Source organism: Paenibacillus sp. FSL L8-0641, from assembly GCF_038006265.1.
In the GTDB taxonomy this organism is placed as follows: Bacteria; Bacillota; Bacilli; order Paenibacillales; family Paenibacillaceae; genus Paenibacillus; species Paenibacillus polymyxa_D.
Genome location: NZ_JBBOUW010000001.1, coordinates 3180685 through 3195662, shown reverse-complemented (window position 1 = coordinate 3195662; position 14978 = coordinate 3180685). Strand labels below are relative to the sequence as shown.

Here is a 14978-nt window from a genome sequence, read left to right as displayed (position 1 = left end):
ATTGTTGGGAATTATAAAACATAATACTCTACAAGAGGTATATAATATAAACCTGAATTAGTTTCGCTAACCATCACAAAGAAAAATTTTCCTTTTGTAGACAGTTCTGAAATTCTCTTTAATTTTGATATAAACTATGTGTCGTTTCTTGTCGATATAGTATCTAATATAAAGAGAACTGAGGAGCGAATATATGAAATTTAACATTCGAACAAAATTGATATTGGGTTTTCTTGCGGTAATAATATTATTGATTGTCATTAGTACAACATCTATCTCAAAAATGAAAAATTTAGGCGACACTTCGATGGAAATAGATAGCCATTGGATGCCAAGTGTGACTATCCTGGGGACGCTAAACGGCGAAATATCTGATGTAGAACGGCTCTCCCTGAATATTATTGTAGAGCGCGATCCGGCGGAAGTTGAGAAGGTTCAGGCCGAATATGATAAGGTTTTAAAAAAGGTTGAGGATGACCGAAAAACATACGAAAAATTAATTGCTACCCCTAAAGAACGTGAAATGTATGAAGAATTCTCCAAAAATTATGCGGAGTATTTGGCTAAGTTGCCAGAAGTGATTGCAGCAGGGAAAGCTAATGATTACACTCAATCAAGCATACTCCATCAAGAGTCCTATAAGTTATGGTATAGTTCAAACGATATGATCAGTCAGCTCATTAAATTGAATGCAGATGGATCTAAACAAACTACGAAAGAAGCGGTTGACAACTTTATTTCAGGTAGACAACTGGTCATCGTTTTGAGCGTTGCAGCCGTTATATTAGCATTGATCATGGCAATCATCATCGCCCAAATTATTACTAAACCCATCTTGCGAATCAGTCGTGCTGCTGAAAGTATCGCATCGGGTGATCTTACAAGTGAAGCTATCATTGTGAAGGGCAAGGATGAGATCAGTACGTTGGCACATTCCTTTAATGTCATGGTTGAGAACCTTCGTGAACTGATTCAATCTGTGAGTAAGACGACTGAGCTGGTAACCACTTCCTCAGAAGAATTGACGGCCAGCGCAGAGCAAAATAGCCAAGCTTCTGCACAAATAACCGAAACGGTGCAAGAAGTAGCTACTGGAACAGGAGACCAGGTAGATATGGTGACGAAATCGTCCCAAGCTATTGAGGAAATGTCTATCGGTGTTGAACAAATCGCCATCCGCGCGCAAAATGTATTCGCATCTGCGCAAGATGCGGCCCATAAATCGGCTGAAGGTAACCAGATGATTCAGCAGGCAGTTACGCAGATGAATGCCGTGAATGATTCTATGAATGGATTGGCAGATCTCATGGCTGGATTGGGAGAGCGCTCAGACGAAATTGGCAAGATCATTGATGTTATCACCAATATTTCTAGTCAGACCAACCTTCTTGCCTTGAATGCTGCGATTGAAGCGGCCCGTGCAGGAGAACATGGTCGCGGATTTGCTGTAGTTGCAGGCGAAGTTCGCAAGTTGGCTGAACAATCGGCTCATTCTGCTCAACAAATTACGGAGCTTGTGGGATTGATTCAAAAGGATACTACCCATGCTATTGAGGCGGTAGCGTCCAACGGGAAGGATGTCATGACAGGTCGTGAAGTTGTACAAAATGCAGGCGCATCCTTTGAACTCATTCAGGAAACCGTAAATAAAGTGGCCAGTGAAATTGAAGAGGTTTCTGCCGGATCAGAACAAATGTCTGCAAGTACTGATGAGATTGTTGGTTTTGTCAGACAAATTTCAGCAATTGCTGAAGAGGCTGCAGCCGGGACACAGCACGTGTCTGCTGCGACTCAAGAACAACTGGCATCGATGGAGGAAATTGCTTCCTCTGCAAGAAACCTGTCCAAAATGGCAGAAGATCTGCAAGGACAAATTGGTAAATTCAAAGTATAATTCATATACTGCTTTTTATGTCTCAGAGGAATAGCTGCTCTATTGTGAGCGGCTTTTTTCTGTTTTTTATTAATACATTGCAATTAAAGAGTGGAGATAAGAAGAGCCTGTAATTGGAACGATATGATATAATGGTGGGAAATTCTTTGGGTTGGAGTGACATCATGGACAATAAGACTGAACTTAAAGCAAGTGACCTACGTCAGTTAGCGATAGATAAAATCATAGCCACACCATTTTTGAATGATTTTAAGTATCTGAAAAGCAGAAAAGTTTTGAAAAAAGACACCAAGGAATTTATATTTGAAATTTATTTTGGTGCGACTAAATATGGTGCATTAAAAGTTTATATTATCGTGGAATCCAAAAAAATAAAAAAGAAGTATAGTACGGGGGCTTGTTTTCAGAGTGAGTTGATTGCTCTGACTAAGAAATATACGGGAAACAGGGATTACCTTGTGTCCACAGAAGCAGAAAGAGAGCGCGTGATCCAAGAGATTATTGAAGATATCTACACTTTCGCGTTGCCTTTTTTCAAGCGATTTGAACATGTAGAAACACTAGCAGAACAAGTACATAAGTCAGGTTTTTTACCGCATCGCAAACGCTTTGATAAGTTTAATCCGTTGACGAAAAGATTCATTGATTTTTATTATCAAGGGGAGTAATGTAGCCATCTGAGGCATTTTTGTTCTTGTTCTCACCATTGAGCAGTAGATAAGCATTTTGATAAGGAGAACGATTTCCCTAGAGTAGATATTATCGTTTTTTAAAAGGATGATGTACAATTTGTAAAACGGTCAATGTACTCCTCAGGAGAAGATGATTTACCTAACATGCTCAATTTCTTGCTAAGAGGCGAGTCAATGTTGCATTAGAGGGTACGGTTTTTATGTGGGTAGGCATTGGATGAACAGCACAGAGGCTGTACACACGGGTATATTTTAATGAATAAAACTATAGGCTAAGTCATCGCATTGAACGGGCTAGTGGTATTAACCCAATTGATTCTAAAGCAAAGGCGGGGATGAGAGCATGTGGAATAGTCTGACTTGGGTGTTCTTCGGCGTGTTGTTGGTGGCATTGGGTTGGATTGTTAAAGCAAGGCGTAATCGCAGCAGCAACAAACAAGTGAATGAACAGCGGGGCAGTAATGTCGTTGAATTTCGTCCTCGTAAGTCTGCTCGACAATCCCGCACTGGAAATGAATCTAAGTCTAAAGGGTCTTCCGGTTCACGCGTGAATACAAAAGCAGCAGGTATTCAGGCCCAAACTGGATTTGGACTGTCTGACTCAATCCAGGGCACTGGCAAGCAAAAATGTTCCTTTTGTAAAAAAGAAGAGAAATTAACCTTCTATGCGGATGACAATGGATCGCTGTATGGGGTCTGCAAAGAGTGTAAACATAAGGCGGAAAGACAAGATATGTTGCCACTTTAGTCTATACAGACTGTTGAGGACCATCATTAAGAGAATTCTTAAACTAATAAAAACTCCCAACCCATGTAGTAATTGGTTAGGAGTTTTTTGCCTATGTTCTACATTGTTATCTAAGTTGCCTGTCAATTAATTCCTCAAGCGCATCTGCTATGTGATCTGGTCCATAGGATAGCTCTTCCCGGCTTAAGCTCAACCAGGCATGACGCTCATCCATATCAAAGGCACTCTCCAGCCAACCAGACAACCCTCTGCCCCTGCGGTCTACTTCTACAAGCACATGCACACCCTCGGGTTCCAACTGCATAACCAACTCTAGTTCCTCGATATCCCGTGCATATTCCGAGCCGGGCGTAAATTCAAACTCCTGCACGAATGGAACACTGCGTCCAAGCTTGGGGTGACGTTCGCATGAGGAGGAGCGGAATCGGAAACCCAACAGGTGAACCGCCTCAAACACTGTATTCATATAGGGATGTGGCTCAATTTTGAGTGAATCACGATCGGTCGGGTCCAAAGCCATGCCAATATCTAATGCTGTTTCCAGCCAGACGGGCTGTTTGGCGTGAGTAACAGGAGTTTCCAACGGCAATCTGAAGGAAAAAGGAATTTCAAGCTCTTGTCCTTGCTCTAGATGAAAGCCGTCAGATACCTTAATTCGTGCAATGCAGCAGGTGGTGGTAGTTTTTTTATCATCGTGCTCCACGATATATTCAGTCTTGAGCTCGATGTCAATTTTGCCAATTTCCTGATCAATTTTGCCGCCTTTGATGCGCATGACGCCACTAAGTTCTTCCCCAGGCACATATACGGCTTGATCCACCAGCGTATCGAGTTTAGCTGAACCGATTCCTGCGCTTGCTAAGATTTTGTTAAAGAAACTCATTATTCCTTCCCCCCATATAATCTCATGGTCATGATATACAAACGAAGACTAAAAACTTGTACAGCTTAACCGGATATACGGGGGAATGATTCGAATCGTTCCAAAAAAATGCAAGAAAAAAGTCACTGGTACTCACGTAGGCATATTGCAGTTTGTCGATCCATCTGTCTACTAATCGCAGTTCACTTTATGAGGAGGTATAAAGCAATTTCGACAACGAGGCTCATAAGCCTCAGAGTCGCCGATCATCACAATAGGTCCCACAGTGGAAGGTTTACCATTTACCATACGTTGCGTAAATACTGCTTCCGAGCTGCCACATACAGCGCAAAAGGAAGTCAGCTTCTCGATGTCATCCGCCATGGCGAGCAGACCACCGACATAGCCGAATTCCTTGCCTCGGTAATCCAGATTCAGCCCATCGGCAATGACATGCTTGCCGCAATAAGCTAGCTCTTGTACGAGCGACATAATATGACGACTGAAAAACTGGACTTCGTCAAAGGCAACCACGTCGGCATCTTGTGTTTCTTGCAAAATACGCTGAACGAGCTCATCTGTGAGTTTTCTGGGGATAGAGATAGCGGGCAGCCGATATCCGATCCGGCTTACTATTTCGTCCTCGGCATAACGATTATCTTCAGCGGGTTTGTAAGCGACCACTTTACGATGCCCGTATTGGATTAGTTTTTGACAGCGGCGAATCAATTCGCCGGATTTTTCACTGAACATGGGGCCTGTAATAATCGTAATTCGTCCTGTAGGCAAAGCGAATTCCCCTCTCTCTAACATGTACATAACACTGTTAATCTTCTTCTCCGAAAGAAAACGCCATTATAGATTACCATAACCAGCCGTATACAGACTAGAGAAAATATATTGATTTTCGACATGTTTTTGTATGTCCATTCCTAAAACGTAAATGTGGTCGTCATTGCTCTGCCGCCGCGGGCATGATATGGTGAAGCGTAGTGGAATGAAGGGAAGAGTGAAAGGCATGGACGAAAAAAATACGGATTATAGTGCCAAAAAAGGAGCATTACTGGAGCAAGGACTGATCAGCCCGCAAGCTATAGAACTCATCACTGAGCTGGAGACAGAGCTGAACTTTCTGCGCAAGCAAAATGAATCATTTCGCAAGGCGCTGCGAGCCAAATCAGCACAAAGTTCAAGGATGTCTACCAAATTACGAGATGCGCTGTATGAATGATATGGAAAGAGATCTGGATTAAATGGTTAACTTTTTTGTAGCCTATGCCTAAACGCTATATTTTGTACAGTGAAATAAAGAGAGTACAATAAGCTATATATAATCAATTGTTAATGGAGGAGAAACATGACTATACATTGTGATGTCGCTATTTTGGGTGGAGGAACCGGGGGGTATGTAGCAGCTATTCGTGCCGCCCAGCTTGGCAAAGAAGTGGTTATCATCGAAAAGGACAAGCTTGGCGGAACCTGTCTGCACCGTGGTTGCATTCCGAGTAAGGCCTTGCTACGCAGTGCGGAAGTATATGCGACAATTAAGGAAAGTGCACAATACGGTATTGAGACATCGGGAGCACAGCTTGTATTTCCCAAGGTTCAGGAGCGTAAGGAAGCCGTTGTGGAGCAGCTGCATCAGGGCGTTCAATTTTTGATGCGTAAAAATAAAATTACGGTGCTGAGCGGTAAGGGACGCGTGATTGGGCCGTCTATATTTTCTCCAAAAAGCGGGGCAGTTGCTGTGGAATTAGAAGATGGCGAGATGGAGACGATTGTTCCTGCACATCTCATTATTGCAACGGGATCACGCCCGCGTGTGCTGTCCGGGCTAGAGCCAGATGGCGAATTTATTCTGAGTAGTGACGAAGCGTTATCGATGGAGGAGCTACCCGCATCCCTGATTATCGTGGGCGGTGGTGTGATTGGCGTGGAGTGGGCTTCCATGCTAAATGATTTTGGCGTAGAGGTTACGGTGGTTGAAGCCGCGAATCGGCTCATCCCCACGGAAGACGAAGACGTTTCGCGTGAAATGCAGCGCTTGTTAACCAAGCGTGGTGTCAAGGTGCTGACGGGTTCACAAGTGCTGGCTAAAACATACGGCAAAGATGAGGAAGGTGTACAGATTGACGTGCAAAAAGGGGAAGAAACCGAAACCCTCAGCGCTTCCAAATTGCTCATTTCTGTAGGGCGTCAGGCCAATGTGGAAAATATCGGGCTGGAAAATACGGATATCCGCGTAGAGCATGGCTTTATCTCGGTTAATGAGCATTTGCAGACGAATGAACCACATATTTACGCCATTGGAGATTGTATCGGCGGCTTACAACTGGCGCATGCGGCAAGCCATGAAGGTTTGCAGGCGGTTCATCATCTGGCGGACGAAGAGTTTCACAGTGTACCTAACCATCTGATTCCGCGGTGTATTTATACACGGCCTGAAGCCGCGAGCGTCGGCTTAACGGAACAAGAAGCCCGTGAGCGTGGACATCAGGTGAAGACAGGGAAGTTCCCTTTTCAAGCTATCGGAAAATCGCTAGTATACGGCAGTCGGGACGGCTTTGTCAAAGTAGTGGCCGACGAGAAGACCCATGATATTCTCGGTGTACATATGATCGGTACGCATGTGACGGATCTGATCAGCGAGGCCGCTCTTGCACAACTGCTGGATGCTACGCCGTGGGAAGTCGGACAGCTTATTCACCCGCATCCGACGTTGTCGGAGATTTTGGGAGAAGCGATGTTGGCCGTTGATGGACAGGCGATTGGCATATAGACCTTTCAAATAAATCGGTGCTTTTCTTTTTGGGCAGAAAAGGATTATAATGGGGTTAGCCAGAGTTTAGTACCAGGTTTTAAGACAAGATGGTACTAGGAACTGGAAGTAGGATGTTTGACACTTAAGGAGGTGCCTCAATGAGTTCTAAAGGCGCTGTAGACGCTGGCTTCAGACATGAACAGCTGGGACTTACTCACGGACAAGTTATTGATATGTACAGATATATGTTGCTCGCAAGAAGATTTGACGAGCGCAACATGCTCCTGCAACGGGCAGGGAAAATTAATTTCCACGTTTCTGGCATTGGACAGGAGGCGGCACAAGTAGGTGCAGCTTTCGCCCTTGACCGGGAAAAGGACTATTTTCTTCCCTATTATCGGGATTATGGATTCGTGCTTGCGGTAGGAATGACGCCGCGCGAACTGATGCTGTCGGCATTTGCTAAGGCAGATGATCCCAATAGCGGTGGTCGCCAGATGCCAGGTCATTTTGGTAGTAAACGGCTACGTATTGTGACAGGCTCCAGCCCAGTAACGACACAGGTTCCGCATGCAGTGGGTGTAGCTTTGGCTGCCAAAATGCAGAAAAAGGATTTTGTATCATTTGTTACGTTTGGGGAAGGCTCCAGCAATCAGGGAGATTTTCACGAGGGCTGTAACTTTGCTGGTGTACAGAAGCTGCCAGTCATCATTATGTGCGAGAACAATCAATATGCGATATCGGTTCCGATTCATAAACAGTTGGCAGGCAAGGTAAGCGACCGAGCATTGGGATATGGATTCCCAGGGATTCGAGTCGATGGTAATGATGCGTTGGCCGTATATGCGGCGGTGAAAGAAGCACGGGAACGTGCTGTCCGTGGTGAAGGTCCTACGTTGATCGAAGCCATGATGTACCGCCTGTCTCCTCACTCCACCTCGGATAATGATCTGGCTTACCGAACCAAGGAGGAAGTGGATGAGAATTGGGCCAAGGATGGCGTAGCCCGTATGAAAAGCTACTTGATTGAATGCGGCATTTGGGATGAGGCCAAGGATGCGGATCTGTCGGCTGAGCTGCTGCTCGAAATCAAGGAAGCGATTGATTATGCAGATAATGCGCCTTTTCCAAAGCCCGAAGATACGCTGCTGCATGTGTATGCAGATAGCGATGGGGAGGGCCTGTAACGATGGCGATTATGGAATATATTGATGCGATTCGTCTTGCGATGAAAGAAGAGATGGAGCAGGATGAAACAGTTTTTGTATTAGGTGAGGATGTCGGGGTGAAGGGCGGTGTCTTTACAACGACAAAGGGGCTGATGGACCAATTCGGTGAGCAACGTGTCATGGATACGCCATTGGCTGAGTCGGCTATTGCCGGGGTAGCGATTGGTGCAGCCATGTACGGAATGAAGCCGATTGCTGAAATGCAATATTCGGACTTCATGCTTCCGGCGACGAATCAGATTATTAGTGAAGCAGCTAAAATCCGCTACCGCTCTAACAACGATTGGAACTGTCCTGTTGTAATTCGCGCACCAATCGGTGGAGGGATCTTTGGCGGTTTGTATCACTCTCAGTGTCCAGAATCTATCTTTTTTGGTACGCCGGGTTTGAAAATTGTTGCTCCATTTACACCTTATGACGCAAAAGGATTGCTGAAAGCAGCCATTCGTGACCCTGATCCAGTGCTATTTTTTGAAAATAAAAAATCCTACAAGCTGATCAAGGGTGAAGTGCCTGAGGATGATTATATCGTTCCGATTGGCAAGGCTAATCTATTACGTGAGGGTGACGATATTACGGTCATCGGTTATAGCCAGCCTTTGCATTTTGTCATGCAGGCTGCTGAGGAATTGGAGAAGGAAGAGGGCATTACTGCACAGGTTGTGGATTTACGCACACTCCAACCGCTGGACCGCGAAGCCATTGTTGAGGCTGCACGACATACGGGTAAAGTATTAATCGTGCATGAGGACAACAAAACGGGCGGCATCGGTGCCGAGGTATCGGCTATTATTAATGAGGAATGTCTGTTCGAGCTGGATGCACCGATTGAGCGCCTATGTGCTCCTGATGTACCAGCTATGCCGATCAGTCCACCGATGGAGAAGTTTTATATGTTAAACAAGGATAAAGTGAAGGAAGCCATGCGCCGTCTTGCAATGTATTAATATAGGGCAGATTGGACGAAAGCATTCCAAAAGTGTAGCGGGGGTAGCGGTAAAACGCGCCCTCCTATGATGTTAAGGAGTTGAAAAAATGTCAGACCAAACACAATGGAACGACGTGACCATGCCACAACTGGCAGAATCGCTCGTATCGGCGACAATTGCCAAATGGCTCAAACAACCTGGGGAAACGGTAGAGCAATTCGAGCCGATTTGCGAGGTTATTACAGATAAAGTGAATGCAGAAATCCCATCCACATTGGACGGCATTATGGGTGATCTGTTGGCAGAGGAAGGTCAGACAGTAGCGGTAGGCGAGTTAATTTGCCGTATTCAGACGAAGTCGGCTGCACCTGCAGTGGCATCAGGGGCGACACCTGTTGCACCAGCATCTCAAAGCACCGTACAAACACAAACTCAGCAGAGTGCTGGATCGGATCAGTCCATGAGAGGACGGTTTTCCCCAGCGGTGCAAACCCTGGCTGCTGAGCATAATGTGGACTTAAGCCAAGTACCAGGCACGGGCATGGGGGGACGAATTACCCGCAAAGACGTGCTGAATTATGTGCAGCAGGGCAGTTCCGCTGCCACTGGAGCATCTGGACAGCCGACTGTGACGGCAACAGGACAAGGCTCTCCTTTTGCAGGAAGACAGCAGTCTGCCCCTCAGTACAGTACACCGATTCAAAATATGGACCCTGCTATTCCGGTTCGTAACAGTGGGATTCATTTGACGGAGGCTCCAAAAGCTCCTGTGATCGAAGTTGAGGGTGGCAACAATAACAGATCCGAGTATTTTATTGATGTTACACCCATCCGCAGTGCAATTGCTCGCAATATGCGACAAAGTGTTTCCGAAATTCCACATGCATGGACGACGATTGAGGTGGATGTGACCAACCTGGTGATGCTCCGCAACAAGATCAAAAACGAATTTAAACAAAAAGAAGGCATCAATATTACGTATCTTGCTTTTCTCATGAAAGCAGTTGTGAATGCAATCAAGGAATATCCGATCATGAATTCGGTCTGGGCAGTGGATAAAATTATCATCAAAAGAGACATCAATATTTCGTTGGCCGTGGGTACAGAGGACTCCGTTCTTACCCCTGTTATTAAAAAAGCGGATCAGAAAAATATTGCTGGTTTAGCTCGTGAAATTGACGATTTGGCACGTAAAACCCGGGAAGGCACGCTCAAATTGGACGACATGCAAGGCGGAACGTTCACTGTAAACAACACAGGCTCCTTTGGTTCCATTTTATCTTATCCGGTGATTAACTATCCGCAGGCTGCAATTCTTACCTTTGAATCCATTGTCAAAAGACCCGTGGTTATCGATGATATGATTGCAGTTCGCTCAATGGCTAATCTGTGCTTGTCGCTGGATCATCGTATTTTGGATGGAGTGATCTGTGGACGATTCTTGCAACGGGTTAAAGAAAATCTTGAAGGCTACACTTTGGATACGAAGCTGTACTAATCATCCGAACAGTTGAGGAAATGTACGGAGAGGAAGTGACAGGCCGTGAACAGACGACCGCTTGATGTAACCTATACGAATAGGATGGAATATGCCCATGCATGGGATGTCCAGAAGGAGATTGTGGGAAAGCTGGATGCGGGAGAGGCAAGAGAAACGCTTATGCTTCTCCAGCATCCACCGACCTACACGATTGGCTCTCAGCGGCATCCTGAGCATTTGCTCCTCACACCAGAGCAACTGAAGGAGCAGGGAATCAGCGTCTTTCAGATTGACCGTGGGGGAGACATTACATATCATGGGCCGGGGCAGCTTGTCGGATATCCTCTACTTATGCTCGGCAACCGGGAGGCGCTGAATCTGCATGGATACCTTCGAAGTCTGGAGGAAGTGATCATTCGGTTGTTGGCATCTTATGGGGTTGAGGGAAGTCGTAAGCCTGAATATACGGGGGTATGGATCGGGAATCTTAAAATTGCGGCCATTGGTGTCAAATTCAACAAGTGTAAGCACCGCCGGGGCTTCGTAACCAGCCATGGCTTTGCCTTTAACATCAAATCAGGGATACAGCATGAGGGCTTTGAGGGCATTGTCCCGTGCGGAATTCAGGAATACGGTGTGACATCATTGGAGGACTGCATACAGAAGCCTACGTCGGTGGAGCAGATTGCGAAGGAAATTGTACCGTACTTTGAACAGCAATTTTCATTTGCTGCGCAATGGCAAACGCATTCTTTCCAATAAAGGTAAGGCGGGCTATTGTGTATTTACACGGGAGCCCGCCTGTTTGCTTTACGTAACAGCTCGTCCACTCAAGGCTTCATAATGCCTTAGAGCAGCCGGATACCTTGAGCGGTATAGTTATTATAGTGGCATAATAAACGGCTCAATTACCATGAACAGTGTAGAACCAATCATAGCTGCGAGCATAATGTAGACGAAAAAACGAACCCATTTTTTGTTCGACATGTGTAACTCCTTTAGGATAGGTTTAAGTCATAGATAAGAACATCTATCCGTATTGTAGCGTAATCGGGAAAGAGAGGAAAGTTTAATGACAGTAAAAGTAGTAAAAGACCGAATCGTACAGGAATTTATGGAACTCGTACAGGTGGATAGCGAAACGAGAAATGAGCAGGAAATATCACGCGTCCTAAAAGAAAAGTTTAATGCTCTCGGGCTGGAAGTAATGGAAGACGATTCTCGTGAAAGAACTGGACATGGTTCAGGCAATCTGATCGTCACCTGGAAAGCGGAAGGTGTAGAGCAAGCACCCAAATTATTTTTTACCTGCCACATGGATACCGTTACTCCGGGTAAAGGCATTAAGCCGCAGTTGGGTGAGGATGGCTGGATTCGTAGTGACGGTTCAACGATTCTGGGGTCTGACGACAAGGCGGGAATTGCTGCTTTGTTCGAGGCGATTCGTGTCGTGCGTGAACAGAATATTCCCCATGGTCAAATCCAGTTCGTGATTACGGCTGGCGAGGAATCTGGTTTGATGGGGGCACGTGCGATGAAGCCAGACGTGCTAGATTCTGATTTCGGATATGCTTTGGATTCGAATGGTGAGGTCGGCTCTATTTGTATAGCTGCCCCCACGCAGGCACGTATTGAAATGAAGATTACTGGGAAGTCCGCTCATGCGGGGGTAAATCCCGAAGATGGCATTAGTGCCATTCAGGTCGCTTCTAAAGCAATTTCTAAAATGAAACTAGGACGGATTGATAAGGAAACGACCGCTAACATCGGCAGTTTTGAGGGCGGCGGCGCGACGAATGTGGTATGCGATTTTGTGTTGATCCGTGCAGAGGCACGTAGTATTGTGCAGGAAAAGGTTAATCATCAAATTCAGCATATGCGTGAAGCGCTGGAAACCACCGCACGCGAATTTGGTGCACAGGGAGAGTTCCGCAGTGAAGTCATCTATCCGGCATTCAGCTTTACGGAGCATGATGAAGTTGTACAGGTTGCACAACGTGCAATTCAAGGACTGGGACTGGCAACGCCAACCTTTCATTCCGGTGGTGGCTCAGATGCAAATGTGTTCAACGGGCTTGGAATTCCGACGGTGAATTTGGCTGTGGGCTATCAGAACATCCATACAACAGAGGAAAAGATCAAGGCCGATGACCTGGTGAAGGTTGCTGAAGTTGTCGTAGCTCTGATTCAAGAAACCACAAAATAAACTTGTATCATACACTTGCAATATATTGAAAAAAGGTTCAGGTTAAAGACAGGAACAGTGTTCCTTCGTCTTTAGACCTGAACCTTTTTTGGAACAACTAGCGAAGCGATAGTGGCTGTAGGTCCGTGTTCCTTTTGCCATTGGCGCAAGAGTGCTTGAATCTGCCAAGCTTTACCAACGATATGGAGGGTGCTTTCAGTACGGTAGCTTTTCATTTCTGCATCTCCTCATGACAGGAAGTTTGTTATTCTACCACCAGCTTATGTACAAAGTGGACAAGTTAGACTAACTTTGGTGATAATTAATAAAGAAAGATAGATATGAAGGAGGAAACTTACTGATGAACGAGCAAACGAATGGACAATTGAACAATTCAACAAACGATGCACCTCGCAAGCCTTATTCGAATCCTGCGCTAGAGGAAAAGACCGTGTCCACACAGCCTATCTTTGAGGGAAAGGTCATTACATTACAGGTAGACACGGTTGAGCTTCCCGACGGCTCCACTGGAAAGCGTGAGATCGTAAAGCATCCAGGGGCGGTGGCTGTTTTGGCTCTACATGAAGGGAAAATGCTGGTCGTGGACCAGTACAGACAGGCGATGGGGCGCTGTGAGGTAGAAATTCCTGCAGGTAAGCTAGAGCGGGGTGAAGACCCGATGGAAGCAGCGGGGCGTGAGCTGAGAGAAGAGACAGGTTATACTGCTAAGTCGTTGAAGCTGCTGCACTCCTTTTATACCTCTCCTGGCTTTGCGGATGAAATCATTCATCTGTATGTGGCCGAAGAACTGGAGTTAGGTGAGATGGAACCGGATGAGGATGAATTTCTGGAGCTGTTTGAGGTGACGCTGGAAGAAGCACAGACGCTCATTCGTGAAGGACGGATAAGTGATGCTAAAACGATTTTGGCCGTCTATGCATGGCAACTCCGCCAACTTACAGGGAGCTTCTGAGCGTATGGATGAAAATATAGCAGAACTTAACGACTACTTTGCAGACTTGCATATTCATATTGGCAGGACAGAGAAGGGAAATCCGGTCAAAATTAGTGGCAGCCGCGATCTGACCTTTGCCAACATAGCTAAGGAAGCCTCCGGTCGCAAAGGAATTGGGCTAATCGGTATCATTGACTGCCATGCACCTAATGTACAGGAGGATATTCGTACCTATTTACATACGGGTGAAATGAAGGAAATCAGCGGCGGAGGTATCGCATACCGGGATACGGTTATCCTCCTTGGCACGGAGCTGGAAATACGTGCTGAAGGTCGTCCTGAGGCGCACGTACTGGCCTATTTTCCAGATCTGGCGGCGATGGAGGATTTTACCCAATGGCTGGCCCGGCATATGAAAAATGTTAATCTCAGCTCACAACGAATCTATGCACCGCCACGCGAGTTGCAGCAGCAAATTTACAGACGTGGAGGCATTATGGTGCCTGCGCACGTCTTTACTCCTCATAAGGGCATATACGGCAGTTCAGCGGCTCGTATGGAGGAACTGCTGGATATGGAGCTCATTAGTGGGGTGGAGCTGGGACTGAGCGCAGATTCGTCTATGGCCGGTTTAATTTCGGAACTGGATCGCTTCAGCTTTCTCACGAATTCAGATGCCCATTCACTCGGGAAAATCGGACGAGAATACAATAAATTATCACTGGCGAAGCCGTGTTTTGATGAATTCAGAATGGCTTTGGAGCGGCGGGAAGGACGACGGGTGCGTGCCAACTACGGATTAAATCCAAAACTGGGCAAATACCATCGCTCTTACTGTCAAAGCTGCGGTACGATTATTGACGAGCAACAGATGGCGGATGAACGCTGTCCTGACTGTGGTCATACCAAGCTGGTGCGAGGAGTGCTGGATCGAATATGGAGCATTGCCGACCGTGAGCAACCCATGATTCCCTCCCATCGTCCGCCGTACATTTACCAGATTCCACTGGAATTTATTCCAGGTCTGGGCAAAGCCAAGCTGAACCAGCTATTGGCTGCATTTGGAACAGAAATGAATATTTTACATGAGGTTACACAGGAGGAGTTAGCAGCAGTCGTCGGAAAAGTGCTGGCAGAGCAAATTGTGCTTTCACGCGAGGGGCGACTGTCGCTTGTATCCGGTGGTGGTGGAACATACGGCAAAATAGCTAAGTCCTAGTAAGTCTTGTCCCTCTAAAGGCAT

Annotated in this window: 16 protein-coding genes; 12 read left to right on the top strand and 4 right to left on the bottom strand. The window is 46.1% G+C overall.

All coding sequences use genetic code 11. The features are described 5' to 3' along the window. Positions 1-193 precede the first annotated feature (193 nt). The 3 genes from MKY16_RS14290 (at position 194) to MKY16_RS14280 (ending at position 3334) form a co-directional block, all read left to right on the top strand. The gene (locus MKY16_RS14290; protein WP_340955804.1) at positions 194-1894 is read left to right on the top strand and encodes a methyl-accepting chemotaxis protein; all 1701 of its coding nucleotides are present in this window, start codon (positions 194-196) and stop codon (positions 1892-1894) included. A 164-nt stretch (positions 1895-2058) separates the two neighbouring features. After that, positions 2059-2562 (top strand): hypothetical protein, encoded by a 504-nt coding sequence (locus tag MKY16_RS14285; RefSeq protein ID WP_029517276.1) that lies wholly within the window; start codon positions 2059-2061, stop codon positions 2560-2562. Between the two features lie 367 nt (positions 2563-2929). Then, the gene (locus MKY16_RS14280) at positions 2930-3334 is read left to right on the top strand and encodes a hypothetical protein (protein WP_069012721.1); all 405 of its coding nucleotides are present in this window, start codon (positions 2930-2932) and stop codon (positions 3332-3334) included. Positions 3335-3440: 106 nt separating this feature from the next. On the opposite strand, the gene MKY16_RS14275 is transcribed toward MKY16_RS14280, so the two are convergent. Continuing rightward, entirely contained in the window at positions 3441-4217 is a 777-nt protein-coding gene (locus MKY16_RS14275) for a sporulation protein (RefSeq protein WP_340955802.1), read from the bottom strand. 171 nt (positions 4218-4388) lie between these two features. Further along, entirely contained in the window at positions 4389-4985 is a 597-nt protein-coding gene (locus tag MKY16_RS14270) for a thymidine kinase (protein WP_029517279.1), read from the bottom strand. Positions 4986-5193: 208 nt separating this feature from the next. Here MKY16_RS14270 and MKY16_RS14265 point away from each other — a divergent pair, with 208 nt between their 5' ends. The 6 genes from MKY16_RS14265 to lipB all read left to right on the top strand — a co-directional run bounded on the left by MKY16_RS14265 (position 5194) and on the right by lipB (position 11357). Beyond that, positions 5194-5427 (top strand): hypothetical protein, encoded by a 234-nt coding sequence (locus MKY16_RS14265; RefSeq protein WP_165147045.1) that lies wholly within the window; start codon positions 5194-5196, stop codon positions 5425-5427. A gap of 126 nt (positions 5428-5553) precedes the next feature. Next, a complete protein-coding gene (gene lpdA / locus MKY16_RS14260; protein WP_340955801.1) occupies positions 5554-6975 on the top strand; it encodes a dihydrolipoyl dehydrogenase in 1422 nt (473 codons plus the stop codon). Positions 6976-7115: 140 nt separating this feature from the next. Then, on the top strand, positions 7116-8144 hold the full coding sequence (locus MKY16_RS14255) for a thiamine pyrophosphate-dependent dehydrogenase E1 component subunit alpha (protein ID WP_340955799.1): 1029 nt from the start codon (positions 7116-7118) through the stop codon (positions 8142-8144). A 2-nt stretch (positions 8145-8146) separates the two neighbouring features. Then, positions 8147-9133 (top strand): alpha-ketoacid dehydrogenase subunit beta, encoded by a 987-nt coding sequence (locus MKY16_RS14250; RefSeq protein ID WP_029517282.1) that lies wholly within the window; start codon positions 8147-8149, stop codon positions 9131-9133. Positions 9134-9221: 88 nt separating this feature from the next. After that, positions 9222-10613, top strand: coding sequence for a dihydrolipoamide acetyltransferase family protein (locus MKY16_RS14245; protein ID WP_340955797.1), 1392 nt, complete (start codon positions 9222-9224; stop codon positions 10611-10613). A 45-nt stretch (positions 10614-10658) separates the two neighbouring features. Continuing rightward, on the top strand, positions 10659-11357 hold the full coding sequence (lipB, locus tag MKY16_RS14240; RefSeq protein WP_029517284.1) for a lipoyl(octanoyl) transferase LipB: 699 nt from the start codon (positions 10659-10661) through the stop codon (positions 11355-11357). A gap of 120 nt (positions 11358-11477) precedes the next feature. Here lipB and prli42 read toward each other — a convergent pair whose 3' ends face one another. Next, positions 11478-11582, bottom strand: a complete 105-nt coding sequence (gene prli42 / locus MKY16_RS14235) for a stressosome-associated protein Prli42 (RefSeq protein WP_023989226.1) — start codon at positions 11580-11582, stop codon at positions 11478-11480. A gap of 85 nt (positions 11583-11667) precedes the next feature. Between prli42 and MKY16_RS14230 the strand changes: the two genes are divergently transcribed. Then, a complete protein-coding gene (locus MKY16_RS14230; protein WP_029517285.1) occupies positions 11668-12801 on the top strand; it encodes a tripeptidase T in 1134 nt (377 codons plus the stop codon). Positions 12802-12872: 71 nt separating this feature from the next. On the opposite strand, the gene mciZ is transcribed toward MKY16_RS14230, so the two are convergent. Next, a complete protein-coding gene (mciZ, locus tag MKY16_RS14225) occupies positions 12873-13016 on the bottom strand; it encodes a Z-ring formation inhibitor MciZ (protein ID WP_080658620.1) in 144 nt (47 codons plus the stop codon). A gap of 125 nt (positions 13017-13141) precedes the next feature. Between mciZ and MKY16_RS14220 the strand changes: the two genes are divergently transcribed. Together MKY16_RS14220 and MKY16_RS14215 are read left to right on the top strand one after the other, a co-directional pair. After that, positions 13142-13753, top strand: coding sequence for an NUDIX hydrolase (locus MKY16_RS14220; RefSeq protein WP_340955794.1), 612 nt, complete (start codon positions 13142-13144; stop codon positions 13751-13753). Between the two features lie 4 nt (positions 13754-13757). Further along, a complete protein-coding gene (locus tag MKY16_RS14215; RefSeq protein ID WP_340957575.1) occupies positions 13758-14954 on the top strand; it encodes an endonuclease Q family protein in 1197 nt (398 codons plus the stop codon). Positions 14955-14978 lie beyond the last annotated feature (24 nt).